Source organism: Microvirga sp. 3-52 (assembly GCF_018383585.1).
Classification (GTDB): domain Bacteria; phylum Pseudomonadota; class Alphaproteobacteria; order Rhizobiales; family Beijerinckiaceae; genus Microvirga.
This window is the reverse complement of record NZ_JAHAMK010000021.1, coordinates 1-22,178: the sequence shown is the minus strand read 5'-3', so window position 1 is coordinate 22,178 and position 22,178 is coordinate 1. Positions and strand designations below refer to the sequence as shown.

Sequence of the window (22,178 nt, the reverse complement as noted above, 5' to 3'; positions counted from 1 at the left end):
GCCGGGCTCGTCCCGGCCATTTTCGTTTGCGGCGGCGGCGGGATCGATGCCACTCTATCCAGACACTTTGCCTCGGACAGGAACAGGTCCCTGTCACCTCCTGTGTCGCCCCTGCCGATCTCAGGGTTTTCCCTGATGGCCAGATGAGCGAGCAGAGGCGAGGCTCACGACGAGGGGCTCACAGGCATGGGTTGGTCACAATGTCCGGCACGGGAACGATTGATCATCTGAAACGTGGCATGTCCCGGTTGCTCGTCTTGGCGGGAGCCCTGTCCATCGGGCATTCCTCGGCGGCCGTGGCGCAGCCCCGATCGCCCGCCCCGGCCGACAATCCGCCTGTTCTCTTCGAGAACGTCCGGATCTTCGATGGAAAAAGCGCAGCGCTGTCGGGTCCCTCTCATGTTCTGGTGAGGGGAAACGTCATCGAGCGCATCTCGATGGCCCCGATCGACGTCGCGGCGGAGACCGATGTTCGGGTTGTCCCCGGGAGCGGACGCGTGCTGATGCCGGGCCTGATCGACATGCATTGGCATGCGATGATGGTGCGGCCGACTCCCGTGGCACTCCTGTCCAGCGGCATCGGCTATTCCACCCTGCTGGCGGGAGCCGAGGCCACCGCCACGCTGATGCGCGGCTTCACCACCATCCGTGACCTGGGTGGGCCGTCCTTCGACCTCAAGCGCGCGATCGACGAAGGACTGCTGCCGGGGCCGCGCATCTATCCATCCGGCGCCGTCATCACGATCACCAGCGGCCATGGCGACTTTCGCCAGCTCTCCGACCTGCCGAGAACCATCGGGGGCATGCTCGCCCGCGTCGAGCAGCTCGGCGGCAGCATGATCGCCGACAGCCCTGACGAGGTGCGATTGCGGACGCGCGAGCAGCTCATGCAGGGCGCATCGCAGATCAAGCTCACGGCCGGCGGCGGCGTGGCGTCCCCGTTCAGCCCGCTCGACGTTTCCACCTTCACCGAGGCCGAGCTGCGCGCCGCGGTCGAAGCGGCCGAGAACTGGGGGACCTATGTCTGCACCCATGCTTACACGCCTGCCGCGATCCAGCGCTCCATCGCAGCGGGCGTCAGGTGCATTGAGCACGCACATCTGATGGACGAGGCCACGGCCCGGCTGATGGCCGAGAAGGGCATCTGGCTGAGCACGCAGCCGTTCCTGGACCTGTCGGCCGCCAGCGGACTGGGCCCGGCGGAACAGGCCAAGTTGGCACAGGTGGTCACCGGCACCGACCGGATCTATGCCCTGGCAAAGAAATACGGGATCAAGACGGCCTTCGGCACCGACATCCTGTTCTCCGAGGCCCAGGCGAAGCGGCAGGGCGCCATGCTTGCCGCTCTCGCCCGCTGGTACACGCCGGCGGAAGCGCTGATCATGGCGACGTCGACGAATGCCGAATTGCTGCAATTGTCAGGCCTGCGCAATCCCTATCCGGGTAAGCTCGGCATCGTCGAAGAGGGGGCGCTGGCGGACCTTCTGCTCGTCGACGGCAATCCCCTGGAGAACCTCGACCTCGTGGCCGATGCGGCCAAGAGCTTTCTCGTCATCGTGAAGGACGGCAAGGTCTACAAGGATACACTGCCGAAGTGAGATTCCAGTGAGCCGACACGCTCTTTCTTCAGGGAAGGGAGCATCGGACTCACTTTGGGTCCGATGCTCTATAGCCGAAGCCTCGAGACGAACGGCGATCCGTCGGGCCGCGAGACGACGAACCACAGGCTGTTGAACTCCGTCTTGTCGATGGTGACGGGCTGAAGATGACCCCATACCTTCAGAAGCGCCGGGATCGTATCGGAGTGGCCGACGACGAGGACGGCTCCCTGGCCGTCATGGGCCTTGAGGCGCTCCGTCAGGGCGCTCAGATCGTCCTTGGCCACCACCTCGGGCTTAACGCCGAGACCGCGGGCCAAGGGCTCCACCGTCTGCTGCGCGCGGGCGTACTGGCTCACGTAGATCGCCCGCACGCCCGCATCCTTGAGAACGGACGCCAAGGCCTGCGCGCGTCGGGCGCCGTCCTCGTTGAGGGGCGGATCGCCATCCATCATGCCGCCGGTGAGAGTCTGCTCGGCGTGACGAACCAGGATGATCGTCTGCTGCGCCAGGCCGGGGGCGATCAGACCGCCCATGATCAGGATGGCCAATGACAGGGCGCACAGAAGACGTGAGAGCGAGAAAGGTAACGCTTGCATCATGGAGGTCCCCCGCAACAAAGAGAGTTTTGCCGACGCAACCGAACGCTGTCCTATGCCAAGACTATAGCCCGGCTTGGCAGACCTGTCGCCTGGCGCGCCCGAGGTAGGGGATGAGCTTCGACGCGCCCTATTTCGCGCCCGCCCGTTTGACCTTGTCCCCCAGCCTCTCGATCACCTTGGCGTGATCGGGCCCGAACTCCATCTCGGTGACCCAGCCTCTCCCGGGACCCGCATTGGGCCAGCGGACGCAGCCCGCATAGGCCTTGCGTCCGTTGTCGAATTCCCATTGCTCGAGATGAACGATCCGCTCTCCGAGCGTGGAGCGCGACACCATCTGGTGGGAGCGCACGGTCGTCGACTCGTTCTGCTTGTGCACCGATTCAAGGCCGGCGCGCACGAAACCGCGCATGGAATCCGCCATCTTCCCGTACTCCGCGCGCGTCTTGACCGCTTGAGCGTCCCAAGGCTGCGCCTCCAGAAAGATCATGTCGACGGCTTCGTCGATCCTGCCGGTCGTCAACAGCTCCAGCGTCTTCCCGCAGGTGTCGGCCTGGGCCTCGTCGTCGGCCCATCCGGCTGCAGAGGCAGGCGTCATCGCGGCGGCGATGGCAAGAACGGTCAGAACGGCATGGATCATGGATCTGTCTCCTGCGGAAGACGCGGCACGGCAATCGCAGGGTTACGCGCAAGGCTGTGCAAGGGTTCCTACAAGGAGATTCTCTTCGGCCGACGCCACGGGCTTGAATTTGGGCTTGCCGCCTAATGCCGTGAGGGGTGTTCCGCCGTTCCGCCCGCTTCGCTCAACGGGATGTCCATCACGCACACCACGCCGGTGGGCGCATAGGTCAGCCGAACATTGCCCCCGACGTCCTGTGCCAGGCTCCGCTCGATCATCCGCGTGCCGAATCCCCTGCGGGTCGGAGCGGTGACGGGCGGACCACCCTTCTCCTGCCACTTCAACTCCAGGTGCGGCACGTCGCCTGCTGTGACCGTCCAGGTAATCACGACGCATCCCGACGGGACGGACAGCGCACCATACTTTGCAGCGTTCGTCGCGAGTTCATGGATCGCCATCGCGATGGCCAAGGCTGTCCTCGGGATGAGGCGAAGGCGGGGTCCCTCGATCTCGAAGTGCTTCGTCTTCTGCCGGAGATAGGGCTCGACCACCTCGTCGATGATCTCCCGAAGCTCCGCCCCTTCCCAGTTCTCGCGCGTGAGCACGTCATGGGCGCGTGCCAGGGCGAACAGACGATCCTCGAATGCCCGAACCTTGGGGCGGTCCTCTTCACTCATGTGCCGCAGGCTTTGAGCGGCCATCGCCTGGACGATGGTCAGCGTGTTCTTCACGCGGTGGTTCAACTCGTTGATGAGAAGCTCCCGGTGCTCCTCCCATTGCTTGCGCTCGTGAATGTCCACGCTGACGCCGAACCACTTCTCGATCGCCCCGTCCGGGTCGAGATACGGCAGGGCGCGGAACGCATGCCAGCGATACTCCCCGTCCCGGCGGCGGTAGCGCACCTCACCCTCATAGGTTTCGCCGGTCTCGCGGCACCGTTGCCAGTGGGGCAGGACGCGTTCCGCATCTTCGGGATGCATCGTGCTGGCCCAGCCGTAGCCGAGAGATTCTTCGACGGTTTGCCCGGTGAACTCGTGCCAACGCTCATTCATGTAGAGGATGCGGCCGTCTTCGGCGCCTACCCAGACAAGGGCGGGCGCTGCATTGGTGACGGTCTGGAACTCGGCCGCGCTTGCGCGCAGGCGTTCCTCGATCTGCTTGCGCTCGGTGATATCGAGCACGGAGCCCACATAACCGAGGAAGGTGCCGTCTTCGCCGATCCGCGGCGCGGCGGTATCGATGGCCCAGCGATAATTGCCGTCGGCCCGACGGAGTCGGTATTCGAGCTGGAAGGGTTCCCGTCTGGCGTTGGCGGCTCGAAACATCTCGCCCGACCAGCCGCTGTCATCCGGATGGACGGCGTCGAGCCAGCCGAAGCCCAGCCCGGTCTCCCGGGATTGGCCGGTGAACTCGTACCAGGAGCGGGACAGATAGGAGCAGGTCCCGTCGGGCTCCGTCACCCAGACCATGACGGGGGCGTTGTCGGCGAGATTGCGGAACCGTGCCTCGCTCTCGCGCAAACTCTCCTCTGCCTGCATCCGTTCGGTGACGTCGTATCCTTCGGCGAAGATGCCGGTGACCCTTCCGTCGCTGTCGGTGATCGGCTGATAGACGAGGTCGACGAAGCGGTCCTCGACAGGACTTCCCGGTCTGCGCTGAAGTCCGACCCGCAAGTTGCGCCCGACGAACGGTTCACCGGTGGTGTAGACCTTGTCGAGCAGCTCGAAGAAACCCTGGCCTTCGACCTCGGGCAGAACATCTCGCACGGGTTTTCCCAGGATGTCACGTCGATGGCCCACAAGCTGGAGGTAGGCATCGTTCGCCAGCTCGAAGACATGATCGCGCCCGCTCAGCATCGCCATGAAGCCCGGAGCCTGCTGGAAGAGTTCGCGGAGACGGTCCTGCTCCGCTTTCAGAGCAGCGCGGGACTTGACCTCTTTCGTGGTCTCCGTACAGGCGCAGAACATGCCCGCGATGCCGCCCGTCTCGTCGCGTACCGGCGAGTAGGAGAAGGTGTACCAGGTATCTTCCGGATAGCCGTTGCGCTCCATCACGAGGTGCAGGTCCTCGTGAAACGTCGCCTCTCCTGCAAGCGCCTTCGTCACCAGGCGTTCGATGTCGGACCAGATTTCCGACCATACATCCCGGAACGACAATCCGAGGGCATGCGGGTGCTTGGCGCCGAAGATGGGCCGATAGCCATCGTTGTACAGGAACGCGAGGTGAGGCCCCCAGGCGACGAACATGGGAAACTTGGAGGTGAGCATCAGGCTCACCACGGTCCGGAGACTCTGGGGCCAGTTTTCCGGCGGGCCGAGGGGCGACATGGACCAGTCGTGGGCGCGCATGAGCGCCCCCATTTCACCGCCCCCGCTCAGGAAATCCAGACTAGGACCGAGTTTACCGTGCATGATGCGCCTGCCGGAGATTTTTGGGTCTTCCGTTCATGAATCCGACGGGGCTCCCCGAGAAGGCAGTGAGTGGCGGATCCGACGCGGGGTGGCGAGGTTCAACCTGGGCCGCAGCGGAGGCTGCAAATCTGGGCATGCGAGGGCGTTCAAGGTTGTTCTGGCCGACATGCCGGGGTTCGGAAGGCAAAAGGATCTCAGCCATCTAGGCCAACGCCAGGTGACTTCAATGTTTCTCCACGCCCGAACGTGCATGGCGGGACAAGGTGTAGCGATGCTGCCGCCCGTCATTCCAGGCGCCCTCCAGGCCGGGAAGGGATCTATGGCAGCTCGTGCGAGGGGATTCTCCGCTCCTCTTCGCTGCTGCTCCAGCGGGCAATGGCACTGTCCTTGGCCCCATGCTCCTTGGTCAACTGCCTTGGTCACACCCACCACGTCATGGCCGGGCCTGACCCGGCCATCCCGATGCTGAGAGGCGCCGCGCTTCAGGCCATCGGGATCACCGGCACAAGGCCGGTGATGACGTCGGCGGGTCCGAGGGCCGGACCACGCGAGCCGATGGGGGATCGCATGACGATTAATGCACCGTCATCCCGGCGAAGGCCGGAACCATCACCGCTGACAGTCTAGACAGAAGCGCAACGCTGCTCGCCCATTCCTGAGCCGTCGCGGTTCTGGATCCCCGCCTGCGGGGGATGACCGGGAAGGTGTCAGGTCCTCCTCGGAGATGATCCACATGCTCGGAGGAACGGCCCTCATCCTGAGGAGCCGCGAAGTGGCGTCTCGAAGGAGGATCCAGTGGACGCGGGAACCGCTTCGTCCCGAGAGGGAGTAACCCCTCACCCGCCTGCAGCGCGACCTTTCCTTCAAGAGGGTGAGGCAGTGCCATACGCAAATGGGGTGTCGCTGACACCCGCACCCTTGAGTGCGGCCCGAAGGGCTGTTGTCATGCGCCTCGTCCCGGTTCAGCGCGTTGCACCCTTCGAGGCCACAGCCTGGAATGTGCCGACCGTCACCTCGCGGCCGTGAGGCTTTCGAACTGACGATCCAAGCTCCCATAGGCTGCACCGGATGCGCGCTTGAAAGCGGCGAAGTCCTCCGGTGTGCTCCACCGGTCGATGGTGAGATAACGGCCGATCATCTGCTCGTCACTGAGAAGCTCCGTGCCGAGATAGCCGCGGGCCGTTCGGAACAGAGCGGCCCAGGCTCCTTCCGGACCATAGGCTTGCTCGAAAGCCTGCCTGTGTTCGCTCGGGACGCTGAACTCCCAGACGATCACGTGCATGGCTTGCGCATCATGCGGGCCCTCGGTTTCGCGCCCGATGGTGCGCCCATCATGGGAAGAGAGCGTCGGATCGATGCCGGAGGTGGAAGCCATTCTTCATGCCCGATGCTCTAATGCGCCTCGTCCCAGTTCTGCGCCGCGCGGGCATCCACGGCGAGCGGAACCTTCAAGGTCACGGCCGGGAAGGGGGCCTCCGTCATCACGCGGGAGATCACCGGCAGGGTGGCCTCCACCTCGTCGTCGGGTGCTTCGAACACCAGTTCGTCGTGCACCTGCAGCAGCATGCGGGCGGAGAGACGCTCGGCCTTCAACGCATCCTCCATGCGGACCATGGCGCGGCGGATGATGTCGGCGGCGGTGCCCTGAATCGGCGCGTTGATCGCCTGGCGCTCCACGCCGGCGCGCTCGGACGGGTTGTTCGATTTGATCTGCGGGTAATGGCAGACGCGTCCGAACAGGGTCGTCACGTAGCCCTTGTCCTTACAGAACCGCTTCGTCTCGTCGATGTAGGTGCGGATGCCGGGGAAGCGCTCGAAATACTGCTTGATGAAGGTGGAGGCCTCCTGGTTCGGAATGCCGAGCCGCGTGGCGAGGCCGAAGGCGGAGATGCCGTAGATGATGCCGAAATTGATGGTCTTGGCCTGGCGGCGCAGATCGCCGGTCATCTGGTCGAGTGGCACGCCGAACATGGCGGACGCGGTCGCCGCGTGAATGTCGATCCCCTCCGCGAACGCGTCCTGCAGTTGCGGAATGTCGGCGATATGCGCGAGCAGCCGCAGCTCGATCTGGCTGTAATCGGCCGAGATGATCTTGTGGCCTTCCGGCGCCACGAAGGCCTTGCGGATCTTGCGGCCAGCTTCCGTGCGGATCGGGATGTTCTGCAGGTTCGGATCGGAGGACGAGAGGCGTCCCGTCGTCGTGGCCGCGAGCGAGAACGAGGTGTGCACCCGCTTGGTCTCGGGATGCATGTGCTCCTGGAGCGTGTCCGTGTAGGTGGATTTCAGCTTGGAGAGCTGGCGCCATTCGAGGATCTTCGCGGGCAGCTCGTGGCCGGCCTGCGCCAGCTCGTCGAGGAGCGTCGCGGGCGTGGCCCATTGCCCGGACGGCGTCTTCTTCGCGCCCGGCAGGCCCATCTTGCCGAAGAGAATGTCGCCGATCTGCTTAGGGCTTCCGAGGGCGAATTTCTCGCCCGCCATTTCGTGGATCTCGTCCTCGAGCCGCGCCAGCGTCTGGGCGAAGTCGCCCGAGAGGCGGCTCAGGATCTGCCGGTCGACCATGATGCCGCGCATCTCCATGCGGGCGAGGGTGTCCACCATGGGGCGTTCCAGCGTCTCGTACACGGTGGCGCGCCGCTCGGCGACGAGCCGCGGCTTCAGGATCTGCCACAGGCGCAAGGTGACGTCCGCATCCTCCGCCGCATAGGCCGTGGCCTTGGAAATCTCCACCTTGTCGAAGGTCACCTTGTTCCGGCCCGTACCGGCCACCTCGGAGAAGCTGATGGGCGAGTGGCCGAGATGGCGGCGCGAGAGCTCGTCCATGCCGTGCGAGCCTTTGCCGGCATCGAGCACGTAGGAGATCAGCATGGTGTCGTCAAAGGGGCGCACGTCGATTCCATGGCGCTTCAGGACGACCCAGTCGTATTTCATATTCTGACCGATCTTGAGGACGGACGCGTCCTCCAGGAGCGGGCGGATCGCGTCGAGCGCATCGGTGACCGGGATCTGCCCCTTCACGAGACCGCCGCCGAAGAGATCCGATTCGTCACGGTGCTGCAGCGGCACGTAAGCCGCCTTTCCCGCCTCCAGGGCGAGCGAGAAGCCGACAAGGTCGGCGCGGTTGGCATCGAGATCGCTCGTCTCCGTGTCGACCGCGACAAAGCCCTGTTCGCGGGCCTGAGCGACCCATTCCTTCAGCCGCTCCAGGCTCGTGACGGTCTCGTAGGCCGTGACGTCGAAGGGCACGGACGAGGCTTCCGTCGCGCGCTTTCCGGCCATCTGCGAGGGCGTGCCCAGGCCCTCGACAGGCTTGCGCAGCGTCGCGGTTTCCGGCAGGTCGAGGCCAGCGAAGGGGTCGACCTCGCCCGCCACGGTATCGACCTTCCCGAAGAACGGCACGGCATCGTCGGTGGGAGCCGTCACGCCGGTGCCGGTTCCGTTGCGCTCCCAGCGAATCGCCTCGCCGCCTGGCATCAGGCGCTGATCCGGCTCGATCGCCGCGGGATCGGCCTCGTAGAGTTCCGCCACCCGACGGGTCAGCGTGCTGAACTCCATGGCTTTCAGGAAGCCGATCAGTGTCTTCGGATCGGGCTGGGGCAGGCGCAGGTCGTCCAGCGGCACCGGAACCGGCGCGTCGCAGTCGAGCGTCACGAGCTTCTTGGAGAGGCGCGCCGATTCCGCATTGTTGATCAAGGTCTCGCGGCGCTTGGGCTGCTTGATCTCGGAGGCGCGCTCCAGCAGGGTTTCCAGGTCGCCGTATTCCTTGATCAGCTGCGCGGCGGTCTTGAGCCCGATGCCCGGCACCCCCGGCACGTTGTCCGAGGTGTCGCCCATCAGCGCCAGCACGTCGCCGATCTTTTCCGGCGGGATGCCCTCCCACTTCTCCGTGACGGCGGCCTCGTCCAGGTTGCGCTCGGGCCGGTAGCCCGGCTTGCCCTTGGAGCCCGATTCGAAATCGTAGAAGCACACCGTCGGCCCCACGAGCTGCATCAGGTCCTTGTCGGACGAGATGATGAGCACATCCGCCCCGCGGGCCTTCGCCTGCTGGGTATAGGTGGCAATCAGGTCGTCCGCCTCGTAGCGCTGCAGCTCCACGGGCTCGAGCCCGAACGCGCGAATGGCCTCGCGCATGATCGGCATCTGAACCTTGAGGTCATCCGGCGCATCGGGCCGATGACCCTTGTAGTCCTCATAGAGCTCCTTGCGGAAGGAGCCCTCGGACTTGTCGAGCACGATGGCGAGATGCGTCGGCTTCAGGCCCGCCGCACCGTCGCGCATGAACTGCAGGAGCTTGGACACGAAGAGCCGCACGGCTCCCGTCGGCATTCCGTCCGAGCTGCGGGCGTTGTACTTCTGGTCCTGGTTCATCGACTGGAAATAGGCCCGGAAGATGAAGGAGGAGCCGTCGACGAGGAAGACGTGGTCGCCGGCTTGGACGGGACGGGAGGAGGCCATGGGTCTCTTCGGGTGAGAAATCGACCCGCAAGAGATAGTGTTTTCCGAGGCTTCTGGCTATGCCTCCAACCCCGCAATGATCTCGGCTGTGGATCGCACCCGCGCGACCCGAGGCAGCGTGTTCCTGATGGCGAAGTGGTGAAGCTCCGCGCCCAGGCTGCTCGATGCATCCTCGGCGATGACGGCCTGGTAGTTGTGCTGCCAAGCGTCGCGCGCAGTTGATTCCACGCCGAAATTCGTCATCAGGCCTCCAATCACCACATGGGTGATGCCGCGCCGTCGCAATTGAAGGTCGAGTTCCGTCCCATGAAAGGCGCTCCACTGCCTCTTGGTGATCAGTACGTTGGGCCTGATGGAGGTAAGCTCGGCCGGGGGCTCCGCCCAATCGACCGGCAGGCCGTTGGCCGGAAGGACCATGGGAATGTCGGTCACGCCGCCGGGCTTGTCATCGAGGTCCTTTGAGAAGTCGACGCGGACGAGCACGACGAGAGCCCCCTCCTGCGAGAACCGGCTGGCCAGTCGGGCGCTGTTCTCAACGACGGTCGCGGGTTGATGCGGAGCCAGGGGCAGGTTCAGGGTGCCCTTCTGCACATCGATCAGGACAAGCGCTGTGGTGCGGGGAGCGAGCTTCAGCATAATGGAGTTCCGGCGTAACGGGAGGGGCGAATGGGTCAGCTGATTCATGAGGACATCCTCATGTTTGGAGTTATATGAGGATGCCCTCACAAAAAGCAAGCTCGAAAGCCGATGCCGTGATCCGGATGCCTCAACGGCAGCGCGGGCGTGAGCGTGTGGCCGCTCTTCTGAAGGCGGGGGAGGAGATCTTTGCCGAGAAGGGATTCGATGCAGCGACCATGACGGAGATCGCCGCGCGCGCGAAAGCCTCGATCGGGTCTCTCTACCAGTTCTTCCCAACGAAGGAGCTGCTCGCGGACGCGCTTCACACGGCGAATGGCGAGGCGCTTGCCGAGATGCTCGAGGCTCTAGGCCGCAAGTCGAACCAGCTGACGCCAACCGAACTCCTGGAAAGTCTGTTTCAGGATCTGTCGGCCTTCCTGGTCGCGCATCCGTCCTTCGTGCTCCTGGCGGATCGACCGGCTGCAGACAAGGCGCAGAAGACGGAACGGCGTAACCGCATGCGCAATCAGATCGCAACGCTCCTATCGCAGACGAATCCGCCTCTGTCTCGCACGCGGGCTGATGTCATGGCCGTCATCGTCCTGCACCTCATGAGGGTTGCGGCCGCCGTCAGTGGAGAAACGGATCTGCCCATTCGCGACGCCGTTCTTCGGGACCTGCGAGCCATGCTCGTGCGCCAGGTCAACGAGCCGGAATAGCCGCTCCAGCTCAAGCCGCCTTCAGCCGCGCGAGGTCCAGGTCGAGTTCGCGCAGGGCCTGTATGACCACACCTTCCGTCAGCAAGTCCATGGAGGATTCCACCACGTGGATGGCGGCGAGTGCCCGCAGCTCGGGGATGGTCTGCGATGCGAGCGCCGCTTCGAAGGAGGGGCGAAGCAGGTCCATGGCCCGGGTGCCGGGGCCGCAGATGACGATGTGGTCGGGCTCCAGCGTCTGGATCAGGATGCCGACAGCATCGCCCAGAACCTCGCCGGCCGCCTGGAAGAGATTGAGGAGGGCAGGATCGCCTGCCCGAGCCTGCTCGACGATGGATCCCATGGCGTCCTCGCTCGGCAGCAGCAGGGTCGGGGCCGGGCGGTGGTCGATGAGCTGCGCATCCCGGTGCAGGGCGTAATCGGCGAGGTAGGCCTCGATGCAGCCGCGGCCGCCGCAGCGGCATTGCGGGCCGCTCCGGCGCAGCCGCACATGGCCGAACTCGCTGCCGCCGAAACGGGCGCCGCGATAGAGCTCGCCCTGGATGAGAAAGCCAAGACCGACGCCGTCACCGACCATCAGGCAGGCGGTGCGCCCGGATCGCAGATCCGCGTTTCGCTGCGTGATGGCAAAGGCCATGGCACTGGCGTCGTTCTCGATGAGGACAGGCCTGCCGAGCCGTTGCCCGAGGCCCGAGGCCAGCGGCAGATCACGGGTGCCGAGCACCGGACTCCAGGCGACGATGCCGTCCCTCGTGTCCACATAGCCCTGGCAGGCCAAACCTACCGCCTTCACGTTGTGCGCTCCGGTCTCCTGGGCGAAGGCGGTGATCGTGCCTGCCAGTACATCCATCAGCTCCTCGGCGCCGAGATTGCGCAAGGGGCGCTCGATATGGCGGCTGGCACGATTGCGCCCAGCGCTGTCCACGAGGCGTAGCTCGATGCGGTTGAAGCCGGTCCAGACGCCGATCACCGAGCCGAGCGTTTCTGCAAAATAGAGGCGCGTCTTGGGCCGCCCGCGGATCAGGCCGGAGGCCGGGTCAGCTGCCTCCTCGGCGACCAGAACTCCCTCGTCGAGGAGGCCGGCCGTGAGGTCGGAGACGCTCGCCGGGCTCATGCCGAGATGCTGGCCGATCTCCACCCGCGCCAGAGGGCCCTCCCGGCGCAGAGCGTCGAGCAGACGGCGCCGGGCCGTTTCACGAGGGGACAGAGGGAGCATCGTCATCGCGGTCATTTGTTCGATCTATGAATAAAACAATTCCAGTATGGATGGGTATGAGACGAAAATATAAGTCGTCAGACGCTTGAAGGCTGGAATGGCTGAGATAATTATTTCCGCGCTCGAAATATAAAGCATGACAGCGCGAGCCATACCGTCGATTCGCCTCGGACCGACAGCCTGTCATGAGCACGGGACTTGCAAGGGAACGCAAGGTCCAGGAGGAAGCCGATGCTATCGAAGAAACACGCATTGATCAGTCTTGCCGCTCTGGCGCTGTCCGCCACGGCCGCTTTCGCCCAAAAGGGCCCGGTCGTCGGCGTCAGCTGGTCGAACTTCCAGGAGGAGCGCTGGAAGACCGACGAGGCCGCCATCAAGGCCGCGGTCGAGAAGGCCGGCGGCACCTATGTCTCGGCCGATGCGCAATCCTCGCCCGCCAAGCAGCTCACCGACATCGAGAGCCTCATCTCCCGCGGCGCCAAGGCGCTGATCGTGCTCGCGCAGGACGCGGATGCGGTGCGTCCGGCGGTCGAGAAGGCCATTGCGGAAGGCATCGCGGTCGTCGGTTATGACCGCCTCATCGAAATTCCGCAGACCTTCTATCTCACCTTCGACAATGTCGAGGTCGGCCGTCTTCAGGCCCGCGAGGTGTTCAAGCTCAAGCCCGAGGGCAATTATGCCTTCATCAAGGGCTCGGGCTCCGATCCGAACGCCAACTTCCTGTTCCAGGGCTCGATGGAGGTGCTGAAGCCCGCCATCGATGCCGGCAAGATCAAGAATGTGGGCGAGGCCTATACGGACGGCTGGCTCCCCGCCAATGCGCAGCGGAACATGGAGCAGTTCCTCACCAAGAACAACAACAAGATCGATGCGGTGATCGCCGCCAATGACGGTACCGCAGGCGGTGCCATCGCGGCCCTGGGCGCTCAGGGCCTCGCCGGCTCGGTCCCCGTCTCCGGTCAGGACGCCGACAAGGCGGCGCTGAACCGCGTGGCGCTCGGCACTCAGACCGTGACGGTCTTCAAGGATGCCCGCGAACTCGGCCGCAACGCGGCGGAGATCGCCATTCAGCTGGCAGGCGGCAAGAAGCTTAACGAAATCCAGGGCGCGAAATCCTGGAATCTCGGCCCGAAGAAGCAGAACATGACCGCTCTCTTCCTCACTCCCGTGGCGATCACGAAGGACAATCTCGACGTGGTCATCAATGCCGGCTGGGCGTCCAAGGAAGTGGTCTGCCAGGGCGTGAAGGCTGGCACCGTGAAGGTCTGCAACTAAGTAAGAACGGCAACATGAATGGATCGCCTCCGTGTCATCCCCGGCCGGAGGCGGCGAAGCCGCTGGAGGGAAGGGGATCCATGCGCGGTGGCCTATGGATCTCCTTCTCGCTTCGCTCGCCGGGGATGACACTTCATTGATTTTTTTGCGTGACGCCATGACTGCACCCGTTGCAACGACCGCCCCGCCGCCGAGCACCACCTCCGGCTCGCTCCTCTCGAAGCTCGAGATCGATGTCCGCATGCTCGGCATGCTCGCGGCGCTCGCCGTCATCTGGATCGGCTTCGACATTCTCTCCGGCGGCGTCTTCCTGACCCCGCGCAACCTCTGGAACCTGTCGGTCCAGACCGCCTCCGTGGCCGTCATGGCGACCGGCATGGTGCTTGTCATCGTCACGCGCAACATCGACCTGTCGGTTGGCGCGATCCTCGGCGTCGTCGGCATGATCATCGGCGTCGCGCAGGTGCAGTGGCTGCCGGCTTATCTCGGCCTCGAGCACTGGCTGACCGCACCGCTCGCCGTGCTGATCGCGCTTGTCGTCGGCGGATCGATCGGCCTGTTCCAGGGCTGGCTCATCGCCTATCTCGGCATTCCTTCCTTCATCGTGACGCTCGGCGGCCTGCTCGTGTGGCGCGGCGCGGCCTGGTGGGTCACGACGGGCCAGACCATCGCGCCCATGGATACCCGCTTCAAGGCCTTCGGCGGCGGCGTGGAAGGCGCGCTCGGCGCGACCGCCACATGGGTGATCGCAGCCGTCGCCTGCGGCTTCATCGTGATGGCCCTGGGCTTCGCCCGTCGCCGTCGCCTGCGCTTCGGCTTCCCGGTGCGTCCCGGCTGGGCCGACGCGGTGATCGCCGCGGTCGCCTGTGCTGCGGTTCTCGGGGCCGCCGCCATCGCCAATGCCTATCCGCTGCCTGCCGGCACGGCGCGGCGCTGGGCGGAGGCGAACGGCATCACCTGGCCCGAGGGCGGACTGTTCATCCCGCACGGTGTCGCATTGCCGGTGCTGATCGCCGTGGTGGTCGGGCTCGTCATGACGTTCATCGCCACGCGCCGGCGTTTCGGCCGTTACGTTTTCGCCATCGGGGGCAATCCGGAGGCGGCGGAACTCTCGGGCATCAACACCCGCTGGACGCTGATGAAGGTGTTCGGCCTCATGGGCCTGCTGTGCGGCATCTCCGCCTGCATCTCGACCGCGCGTCTGAATGCGGCGACGAATGCGGCGGGCACCCTCGACGAGCTTTACGTGATCGCTTCCGCCGTGATCGGCGGCACGTCGCTCGCCGGCGGCATCGGCACCATTGCCGGTGCCATGCTGGGTGCGCTCGTCATGCAGTCGCTGCAATCAGGCATGGTGCTGCTCGGCGTCGACACGCCGCTGCAGAACATCGTCGTCGGCGCGGTTCTCGTACTGGCGGTCTGGGTCGACAGCCTCTACCGGCGCCGCATCAAGTAGGATAAGCGCATCATGCACACCAATGGAACGACGCCTCTCGTCGAGATGCGCAACATCTCCATCGCCTTCGGCGGCATCAAGGCCGTGGACGGCGTGTCCGTCGATCTTCGCCCCGGCGAGGTGGTGGGCCTGCTCGGCCATAACGGCGCCGGCAAGTCGACGCTGATCAAGATCCTCTCCGGCGCCTATAAGCCGGATGCGGGAGAGATCTTCGTGAACGGCGAGCATGCCGACATCTCGACGCCCCGCGATGCCAAGCGCTACGGCATCGAGACCATCTATCAGACGCTCGCGCTCGCCGATAACATCGACGCCGCCGGCAACATCTTCTTAGGCCGTGAGGCTCTCACACCCTACGGCACTCTCGACGACGCGACGATGGAGGCCGAGACCCGTAAGGTCATGGCGCGCCTCAATCCGCATTTCCGCCGCTTCAAGGAGCCGGTAAAGGCGCTCTCCGGCGGCCAGCGGCAGTCGGTGGCGATCGCGCGGGCGATTTACTTCAATGCCCGCGTGCTCATCATGGACGAGCCGACGGCGGCGCTCGGTCCGGCCGAGACGCAGCAGGTCGCCGATCTCGTGCTGCAGTTGAAGAAGGAGGGCATCGGCATCTTCCTCATCAGCCACGACATCCACGACGTGTTCGGCCTCGCCGACCGGGTCAGCGTGATGAAGAACGGCAAGCTCGTGGGCTCGGCCGATGTGCAGGACGTCACGCAGGATGAGGTGCTCGGTATGATCATCCTCGGCAAGTGCCCGCCGGGCGCGACGCCGGGACCAGGCGCGACCTAAAAGGAAACGGCATATCTCCCCTCCGCGAGCAGAGGAGGGGCTAGTGTGACCAGGTAAGACCATTCCGTCATGGCCGGCCTTGTGCCGGCCATCTCGACCATGTAAGGCGCCGTGCCTTCCGGATCGGGATCACCGGCACAAGGCCGGTGACGACAAGGTAGAAAGAGCAGTGGCGGTCCTCATCAGGCTCGGCACTCCGACGATGCGACCCCACCCTCAATTCCCTCCCCGCGAAGGGGGAGGAAAGAAAACAAGGCAGAGTGAGAGAAATTCATGACCCAGACCCTCTACGGCTCCCTGAAGGGCAAGACCGTTCTCATCACCGGCGGCGCCAGCGGCATCGGCGAGAGCATCGCGCGTTCGTTCCATGCCCAGGGCAGCAAGGTCGCCATTCTCGACTACAACGCCGAGGCCGGCCAGGCCCTGGCGAAGGAACTCGGCGAGCGCGTGCATTTCGAGCACAGCGACGTGCGCGACATTCCCGCCTTTCAGGCAGCCATCCGGCGTGCGGGCGATGCAATCGGGCCCATCACGATTCTCGTCAACAACGCCGCCCGCGACGACCGCCACACCATCGATCAGGTGACGCCGGAGTACTGGCGCGAGCGCTTCGCCACCAATCTCGACCACCAGTTCTTCGCGGCCCAGGCCGTGCTGCCCGACATGGAGAAGGCCGGCGGGGGCTCGATCATCAACATGGGGTCCACGAGCTACATGGTGAGCGACGATTCCTTTGCGGCCTACAAGACCGCGAAATCCGCCGTCGTGGGCCTGACCCGGGCGCTTGCCCGTGAACTCGGTTCGAAGAACATCCGCGTCAACTGCGTCGTGCCGGGCTGGATCATGACTCAGCGCCAGATCGATCTCTGGCTGACACCCGAAGGCGAGAAGGAACTGCTCAAGCGCCAATGCGTGAAGCGCAAGCTCGTGCCCCAGGACATCGCCAACTTCACGCTCTTCCTCGGCTCGGACGATTCCAGCGCCATGTCGGCGCAGACCTATCTCGTGGACGGCGGCTGGGTTTGATCGCAATTTCAGTAAACGTCATCCCAGGCGGCGAGAGCCGATCCGCGATCGTTGATAAAGTACTGTCTTCCGTCATGGCCGGGCTTGTCCCGGCCATCCCGATGCGGTGAGGCGCTGTGCTTTTCGGCATTGGGATCACCGGCACAAGGCCGGTGATGACGTGGAGGGTGTCATCACGATTCGCGCTCGCCGGGATGCCGTTTGCTCTATGCCCTTGAACCGGCGCCTGCCGGAGCGGCCGTCATCCCGACCGCTTCCTCCTTCTCCTCGACCGTTTTCATCGTATCCCGCCGCACGATGAAGCACAGGATCACCAGCGGGATGCCGATGCTGGCGGTAGCGGTGAAGAGAAGCGGATAGCCATAGGCGTCCACCACAGCCCCCGAGGCCCCGCCGATGAGCTTGCCGGGCAGGGCGTAGAGCGAGCTCAGAAGCGCGTATTGCGAGGCAGCGAATCCGGGCGAGGTCAGGCCCGACATGTAGGCGATGAGGGCGGAGCCCGCGAAACCCGCGGCGAAGTTGTCGAAGCTGATGGTCAGGGTCAAGAGGTCCAGCCGCGCCCCTTCCGCGGCAAGCCAGGCGAACATCAGGTTCGACGAAGCGGCGATGACGGCACCGATCAGCAACGTCCACCAGAGGCCGAGTCGTGTCAGGGCCAGTCCGCCCGCAAAGGCGCCGATGATGCCGATCCAGACCCCGTAGAGCTTCGACACATTGGCTATATCTGTTTTGGAGAAACCAAGATCGATATAGAGCGGATTCGCCATGACGCCGGCGACGAAATCCGGAAGGCGGAAGCAGGCGATGAGCGCAAGAATCGGGATGAGGATCAGTCCCTTGCGACGAAAGAGATCCGCGAGCGGTTCGGTGATGGCTGCTCTGAAGGGAAGACGCTGTCGCGTAATGCCCTCATCGGCATGTGGGGCCAGCAGCGTTCCGATGAGGCCTACAGCCATGAGCGTGGCCATGGCGAGATAGGCGGTGCGCCAGTTCACGAACTCCGCGATGTAGAGGGCGCCCGCACCCGCACAGATGAGCGCCAGCCGATAACCGAGCTGGTAGGAGGCCGCCATCATGCCCTGGCGCTCGGTCGGGGCGACGTCGATGCGCCAGCCATCGACCACGACATCCTGCGTTGCCGAAGCAAAGGCGACGAGAAGTGCCGAGGCGATCGTGAGAGGCAGGCTCGTCTGCGGGCTGCTGATGGCGATGCCCACGAGGCCGAGAGCGGTGACGATCTGCGACGAGGCCATCCATCCACGCCGCCGGCCGAGAAGACTTGCAAGCACCGGCACGTCGTAACGGTCGACAATGGGAGCCCACAGGAACTTGAACGAATAGGCCAGGGCCACCCAGCTCAGCATCCCGATCTCGGTACGCGAGATTCCGGCCTCGCGAAGCCAGGCCGAAAGCGTGCTGAAGACGAGCAGGAAGGGAAGGCCCGAGGAGAATCCCAAGGGCAGCATGAGCGCGATGCGCCCGTCGGTCAGGACGTCACGGAGTGAGAGACGGCGTTTGGGTGCGGCGGCCATGAAAGCATCTTGAAATGGAAACGGCGGCCACATTGGCAGAAAGGTCGTGTCGATGCAAAATCAGACACCTTCCTCTTCGTTTTCAACGGCTTCGCTGAGCTTGGCGAGAAACTTCTCCAATGCCTGCTTCGGCGGGCAGTCCTTTTCCATCAGGACCTGCAGGCCCCACTGCTCCAGAACCGCCTGCTCGACAGGGTTCGGGCGCAGCATGAAAACGTAGGATTGCGGCCGGTCCCGCTCGTAGCCCGATCCGGTCCAGGTCTTCCAGAGCCGGTACAGGAGGAAGCGGATGTTGAGGTCCGTCATGCTGTAGCCGATGAACAGGATGGTCTTGCCGAGCGCGTCGGACCGGAACTTGATGTCGAGGGGCGACTCGAAGGACAGACGCTCGAGATAGTCCGTCTCCGCGATCACGATGGAGCCGTCGTCATCGAAATCGCCATGGTATTTCACGATCTGCGACACCCCCGGCCGGACTCGCGCGATATCCTTGGCGTTGACGATCTTGACGTAATCCTTGCCCTGTAGGTCGAACGAGGTTTCCAGGTTGCGATCGAAATTCGTGGTGTAGATGATCGGGAAGTCGAGCTTGCAGATGAGCTCGTGCACGCGGGACGACTTCAGGGTCTCTTCGGGAATGGTCCAGTTCCGGTCCATCCAGCTGCGCAGGGGGCCGATGCTGCCCTGCTTGAGGCGGTAATATTCCGCGAGCGTCAGGTAGTTGAGGTCCCCCCCTTTGAAGTCGGACGGATCGATCTCCAGCTCGTCGGCAATGTGCTCGATCAAGGTGCTCCAGGAGGGCAGGCCGACCGTCATGGAGACCCCGGCACCCGCAAACAGGATCGCCTGCCTTCTCTTGATGGCTGCAACCAAACCTTCCAGCACGCAACTCTCCTTCACCATTGCCTGTCCTAAACGCACGAGCCCGGTACTCTGCTTCAATTGGGGTCGAGGGATAACTTGGGCGTTTCGCGAGTTGTCCTAAGCTTTGGCATCATCGAAGGGAGAAAACAGGACGTGGCAGGCTACCGGATCCAACAGGTCGAGACCCTCTATGAGGGCTGGTGCAAGCTTCTGAAACTCACGGTCGAGATGCCGGATGGCCGGACCATGGCGCGGGAGGTCTTGAACAGCACCGATGCCGCCGCCGTGCTTCCCTATGATCCGGAACGACGCACGGCCATCCTGATCCGGCAGTTCCGCGCACCCGTCATGCACGTGGAGGGCCACCCGGATTTCCTGGAGGCCATAGCAGGCCTGCTCGACGAGGATGAGCCCGAGACCTGCGCCAGGCGCGAGGCCATGGAGGAGGCGGGCCTTCGCATCGCTAGGCTGGAGCCGGTGGGAACGGCCTGGTCGGCCCCCGGCATGACGACGGAGCGTCTGCACCTTTTCCTGGCGCCTTATACGGTCGACGACCGGGTCGGCGAGGGCGGAGGACTGGCCGAGGAGCACGAGGAGATCGAGGTGCTGGAACTCGGTCTCGACGAGGTTATGCGGATGCTGAACCAGGGCGCCATCGCGGACATGAAGACCCTGGCCCTGATCCAAGCGCTCCAGCTCCGGCATCCGGAGCTGTTCGGCAAGGCCTGAGAGCTACGGGCCCAGCCGCTTTGCATGCCAGCGCAGGTGATCCTCGATGAAGGTCGCGATGAAGAAGTAGGAATGGTCGTAGCCTTCCTGCATCCGCAGCGTTAAGGGCTGCCCCGCCCTGGCGCAGGCTGCCTTCAGGAGCTGAGGTTTCAACTGGCTGTCCAGGAAGCTGTCGGCCGTGCCCTGGTCCACCAGGAGATCGGGGAGCCGGGCGCCGCTCCCGATGAGCGCGCAGGCATCGTATTCACGCCAGGCCGACTGGTCGGGGCCGATATAGTTCGACAGGGCCTTCTCGCCCCAGGGGCAGCTCATGGGCGAGGCGATGGGCGCGAAGGCCGAGACCGCCTTGAAGCGTCCTGGATTGCGAAGCGCGATGGTGAGCGCCCCATGGCCGCCCATGGAATGGCCCGTGATGCCCTGGCGGCTCATGTCGGCCGGCAGGTTCTCGGCCACCAGAGCCGGCAGCTCGCGCTCGAGATAGGAGCGCATGCGGTAATGCCTCGTCCAGGGCTCCTGCGTGGCATCCACATAGAAGCCGGCGCCCAGGCCGAAATCGTAAGCGCCTTGCGCGTCGTCGGGCACGCCCTCGCCGCGGGGGCTGGTATCCGGGGCGATCAGGATCAGGCCGAGCTCCGCAGCCACGCGCTGCGCACCCGCCTTCACGGTAAAATTCTCCTCCGTGCAGGTCAGCCCGGAGAGGAACCACACCACCGGCACCTTGCTCCCGTTCGCCTGCGGCGGAACGAAGGCGGCAAGGCGCATGGGCGTGCCCGTTTCACGTGAAGCATGACGGTAGACGAATTGCGTGCCGCCAAAGCTGCGGGACTGGGAGACGACCTCGAAACTCAACGATCCGCTCCCGATCAGTAGACGATGACGGAGCGGATCGACTTGCCCTCGTGCATGAGATCGAAGGCGGTGTTGATCTCGTCCAGCGGCATGGTGTGGGTGATCAGGTCGTCGATGTTGATCTTGCCCTCCATGTACCAGTCGACGATCTTCGGCACGTCCGTGCGGCCGCGTGCCCCGCCAAACGCCGTGCCCTTCCAGACGCGGCCGGTGACGAGCTGGAACGGACGGGTGGCGATCTCTCGGCCGGCTTCCGCCACGCCGATGATGATGCTCTCGCCCCAGCCGCGGTGGCAGCATTCGAGCGCCTGGCGCATCACGTTCACGTTGCCCGTCGCGTCGAACGAGAAATCCGCCCCGCCGCCGGTGAGATCGACGATCGCCTGCACCACCTTGTCGGTGCCGATCTCGGTGGGGTTGATGAAGTCGGTCATGCCGAACTTCTTCGCCATCTCCACCTTGGCCGGGTTGATGTCGACGCCGATGATCTTGTCGGCGCCCACCATGNGTGACGAGCTGGAACGGACGGGTGGCGATCTCTCGGCCGGCTTCCGCCACGCCGATGATGATGCTCTCGCCCCAGCCGCGGTGGCAGCATTCGAGCGCCTGGCGCATCACGTTCACGTTGCCCGTCGCGTCGAACGAGAAATCTGCCCCGCCGCCGGTGAGGTCGACGATCGCCTGCACCACCTTGTCGGTGCCGATCTCGGTGGGGTTGATGAAGTCGGTCATGCCGAACTTCTTCGCCATCTCCACCTTGGCCGGGTTGATGTCGACGCCGATGATCTTGTCGGCGCCCACCATGCGCGCGCCCTGGATCACGTTGAGCCCGATGCCGCCGAGGCCGAACACCACCACGTTCGCGCCGGGCCACACCTTGGCCGTGTAGATCACCGCGCCGATGCCCGTGGTGACGCCGCAGCCGATGTAGCAGATCTTGTCAAAGGGCGCGTCCTCGCGCACCTTGGCGAGCGCGATCTCCGGCAGCACGGTGAAGTTCGCGAAGGTCGAGCAGCCCATGTAGTGGAACACCGTCTCGCCGTCGCAGCGAAAGCGGCTCGTGCCGTCGGGCATGACACCCTGGCCTTGCGTGGAACGGATCGCGGTGCAGAGATTGGTGCGGCGCGACAGGCAGGATTTGCAGTTGCGGCACTCGGGCGTGTAGAGCGGGATCACGTGATCGCCGACTTTCAGCGTGGTCACGCCGGGCCCGACCTCGCGCACGATGCCGGCGCCCTCATGGCCGAGGATCGCCGGGAACTTGCCCTCGGAATCAAGGCCCGACAGGGTATAGGCATCCGTGTGACAGACGCCCGTCGCCATCACTTCCACCAGCACTTCGCCGGCCTTCGGCCCTTCGAGGCGGATGGTTTCGACAGTGAGCGGCTTGCCAGCCTCCCACGCCACAGCGGCCCTGGTTTCCATG

17 protein-coding genes and 2 pseudogenes are annotated in these 22,178 nt (G+C 64.6%); 7 read left to right on the top strand and 12 right to left on the bottom strand.

From position 1 onward, the window contains the following. The first annotated feature begins 239 nt into the window (after window positions 1-239). Window positions 240-1,598 (top strand): amidohydrolase family protein, encoded by a 1,359-nt coding sequence (locus KHP60_RS16175; RefSeq protein WP_213565356.1) that lies wholly within the window; start codon window positions 240-242, stop codon window positions 1,596-1,598. A gap of 68 nt (window positions 1,599-1,666) precedes the next feature. Here KHP60_RS16175 and KHP60_RS16170 read toward each other — a convergent pair whose 3' ends face one another. The 6 genes from KHP60_RS16170 to KHP60_RS16145 form a co-directional block, all read right to left on the bottom strand. After that, a complete protein-coding gene (locus KHP60_RS16170; RefSeq protein ID WP_213565355.1) occupies window positions 1,667-2,200 on the bottom strand; it encodes a histidine phosphatase family protein in 534 nt (177 codons plus the stop codon). Between the two features lie 127 nt (window positions 2,201-2,327). Further along, window positions 2,328-2,837 carry a hypothetical protein gene (locus tag KHP60_RS16165; protein ID WP_213565354.1) on the bottom strand — a complete coding sequence of 170 codons (510 nt, stop codon included), beginning with the start codon at window positions 2,835-2,837 and terminating at the stop codon, window positions 2,328-2,330. A 122-nt stretch (window positions 2,838-2,959) separates the two neighbouring features. Beyond that, window positions 2,960-5,227, bottom strand: a complete 2,268-nt coding sequence (locus KHP60_RS16160) for a PAS domain S-box protein (RefSeq protein ID WP_213565353.1) — start codon at window positions 5,225-5,227, stop codon at window positions 2,960-2,962. Between the two features lie 1,009 nt (window positions 5,228-6,236). Next, a complete protein-coding gene (locus tag KHP60_RS16155) occupies window positions 6,237-6,602 on the bottom strand; it encodes an antibiotic biosynthesis monooxygenase (protein ID WP_213565352.1) in 366 nt (121 codons plus the stop codon). A 17-nt stretch (window positions 6,603-6,619) separates the two neighbouring features. Then, window positions 6,620-9,679 (bottom strand): DNA polymerase I, encoded by a 3,060-nt coding sequence (gene polA, locus KHP60_RS16150; RefSeq protein ID WP_213565351.1) that lies wholly within the window; start codon window positions 9,677-9,679, stop codon window positions 6,620-6,622. Between the two features lie 57 nt (window positions 9,680-9,736). Beyond that, complete coding sequence (locus KHP60_RS16145; RefSeq protein WP_249688844.1) at window positions 9,737-10,363, bottom strand: hydrolase; 627 nt, start codon at window positions 10,361-10,363, stop codon at window positions 9,737-9,739. A 32-nt stretch (window positions 10,364-10,395) separates the two neighbouring features. Here KHP60_RS16145 and KHP60_RS16140 point away from each other — a divergent pair, with 32 nt between their 5' ends. Beyond that, a complete protein-coding gene (locus KHP60_RS16140) occupies window positions 10,396-11,016 on the top strand; it encodes a TetR/AcrR family transcriptional regulator (RefSeq protein ID WP_249688843.1) in 621 nt (206 codons plus the stop codon). A 10-nt stretch (window positions 11,017-11,026) separates the two neighbouring features. On the opposite strand, the gene KHP60_RS16135 is transcribed toward KHP60_RS16140, so the two are convergent. Further along, on the bottom strand, window positions 11,027-12,244 hold the full coding sequence (locus KHP60_RS16135) for an ROK family protein (RefSeq protein ID WP_213565349.1): 1,218 nt from the start codon (window positions 12,242-12,244) through the stop codon (window positions 11,027-11,029). Window positions 12,245-12,460: 216 nt separating this feature from the next. On the opposite strand from KHP60_RS16135, the gene xylF reads away from it, so the two are divergent. The 4 genes from xylF to KHP60_RS16115 all read left to right on the top strand — a co-directional run bounded on the left by xylF (window position 12,461) and on the right by KHP60_RS16115 (window position 16,778). After that, window positions 12,461-13,504, top strand: a complete 1,044-nt coding sequence (xylF, locus tag KHP60_RS16130; RefSeq protein WP_213565348.1) for a D-xylose ABC transporter substrate-binding protein — start codon at window positions 12,461-12,463, stop codon at window positions 13,502-13,504. A 157-nt stretch (window positions 13,505-13,661) separates the two neighbouring features. Then, window positions 13,662-14,960 carry a sugar ABC transporter permease gene (locus KHP60_RS16125; protein WP_213565347.1) on the top strand — a complete coding sequence of 433 codons (1,299 nt, stop codon included), beginning with the start codon at window positions 13,662-13,664 and terminating at the stop codon, window positions 14,958-14,960. 12 nt (window positions 14,961-14,972) lie between these two features. Then, the gene (locus tag KHP60_RS16120) at window positions 14,973-15,752 is read left to right on the top strand and encodes an ATP-binding cassette domain-containing protein (RefSeq protein ID WP_213565346.1); all 780 of its coding nucleotides are present in this window, start codon (window positions 14,973-14,975) and stop codon (window positions 15,750-15,752) included. A 273-nt stretch (window positions 15,753-16,025) separates the two neighbouring features. After that, entirely contained in the window at window positions 16,026-16,778 is a 753-nt protein-coding gene (locus KHP60_RS16115) for an SDR family NAD(P)-dependent oxidoreductase (protein ID WP_213565345.1), read from the top strand. A gap of 206 nt (window positions 16,779-16,984) precedes the next feature. Here the strand turns inward: KHP60_RS16115 and KHP60_RS16110 are convergent, their stop codons facing one another. Then, window positions 16,985-18,310, bottom strand: a complete 1,326-nt coding sequence (locus KHP60_RS16110; RefSeq protein WP_249688842.1) for an AmpG family muropeptide MFS transporter — start codon at window positions 18,308-18,310, stop codon at window positions 16,985-16,987. 60 nt (window positions 18,311-18,370) lie between these two features. Continuing rightward, window positions 18,371-19,195 (bottom strand): SIR2 family protein, encoded by an 825-nt coding sequence (locus KHP60_RS16105; RefSeq protein ID WP_311925050.1) that lies wholly within the window; start codon window positions 19,193-19,195, stop codon window positions 18,371-18,373. Window positions 19,196-19,327: 132 nt separating this feature from the next. On the opposite strand from KHP60_RS16105, the gene KHP60_RS16100 reads away from it, so the two are divergent. Beyond that, window positions 19,328-19,903 (top strand): NUDIX domain-containing protein, encoded by a 576-nt coding sequence (locus tag KHP60_RS16100; RefSeq protein WP_311925049.1) that lies wholly within the window; start codon window positions 19,328-19,330, stop codon window positions 19,901-19,903. Window positions 19,904-19,906: 3 nt separating this feature from the next. On the opposite strand, the gene fghA is transcribed toward KHP60_RS16100, so the two are convergent. The 3 genes and pseudogenes from fghA to KHP60_RS16085 all read right to left on the bottom strand — a co-directional run. Continuing rightward, a complete protein-coding gene (fghA, locus tag KHP60_RS16095; RefSeq protein WP_213565407.1) occupies window positions 19,907-20,752 on the bottom strand; it encodes an S-formylglutathione hydrolase in 846 nt (281 codons plus the stop codon). Between the two features lie 14 nt (window positions 20,753-20,766). Continuing rightward, window positions 20,767-21,258 (bottom strand): annotated as a pseudogene (locus KHP60_RS16090) (zinc-binding dehydrogenase); the annotation flags it as partial. A 4-nt stretch (window positions 21,259-21,262) separates the two neighbouring features. After that, window positions 21,263-22,177, bottom strand: a pseudogene (locus KHP60_RS16085) (zinc-binding dehydrogenase); the annotation flags it as partial. Between the last annotated feature and the right edge of the window lies 1 nt (window position 22,178).

Bases quoted from the DNA above. Each gene is read 5' to 3' on its own strand.
- KHP60_RS16160 (WP_213565353.1), bottom strand. From the start codon at position 5,227: ATGCACGGTAAACTCGGTCCTAGTCTGGATTTCCTGAGCGGGGGCGGT.
- KHP60_RS16135 (WP_213565349.1), bottom strand. From the start codon at position 12,244: ATGACCGCGATGACGATGCTCCCTCTGTCCCCTCGTGAAACGGCCCGG.
- KHP60_RS16165 (WP_213565354.1), bottom strand. From the start codon at position 2,837: ATGATCCATGCCGTTCTGACCGTTCTTGCCATCGCCGCCGCGATGACG.
- KHP60_RS16140 (WP_249688843.1), top strand. From the start codon at position 10,396: ATGCCCTCACAAAAAGCAAGCTCGAAAGCCGATGCCGTGATCCGGATG.
- KHP60_RS16110 (WP_249688842.1), bottom strand. From the start codon at position 18,310: ATGGCCGCCGCACCCAAACGCCGTCTCTCACTCCGTGACGTCCTGACC.
- KHP60_RS16125 (WP_213565347.1), top strand. From the start codon at position 13,662: ATGACTGCACCCGTTGCAACGACCGCCCCGCCGCCGAGCACCACCTCC.
- KHP60_RS16115 (WP_213565345.1), top strand. From the start codon at position 16,026: ATGACCCAGACCCTCTACGGCTCCCTGAAGGGCAAGACCGTTCTCATC.
- KHP60_RS16145 (WP_249688844.1), bottom strand. From the start codon at position 10,363: ATGAATCAGCTGACCCATTCGCCCCTCCCGTTACGCCGGAACTCCATT.
- KHP60_RS16120 (WP_213565346.1), top strand. From the start codon at position 14,973: ATGCACACCAATGGAACGACGCCTCTCGTCGAGATGCGCAACATCTCC.
- KHP60_RS16170 (WP_213565355.1), bottom strand. From the start codon at position 2,200: ATGATGCAAGCGTTACCTTTCTCGCTCTCACGTCTTCTGTGCGCCCTG.
- KHP60_RS16175 (WP_213565356.1), top strand. From the start codon at position 240: ATGTCCCGGTTGCTCGTCTTGGCGGGAGCCCTGTCCATCGGGCATTCC.
- xylF (WP_213565348.1), top strand. From the start codon at position 12,461: ATGCTATCGAAGAAACACGCATTGATCAGTCTTGCCGCTCTGGCGCTG.
- polA (WP_213565351.1), bottom strand. From the start codon at position 9,679: ATGGCCTCCTCCCGTCCCGTCCAAGCCGGCGACCACGTCTTCCTCGTC.
- KHP60_RS16155 (WP_213565352.1), bottom strand. From the start codon at position 6,602: ATGGCTTCCACCTCCGGCATCGATCCGACGCTCTCTTCCCATGATGGG.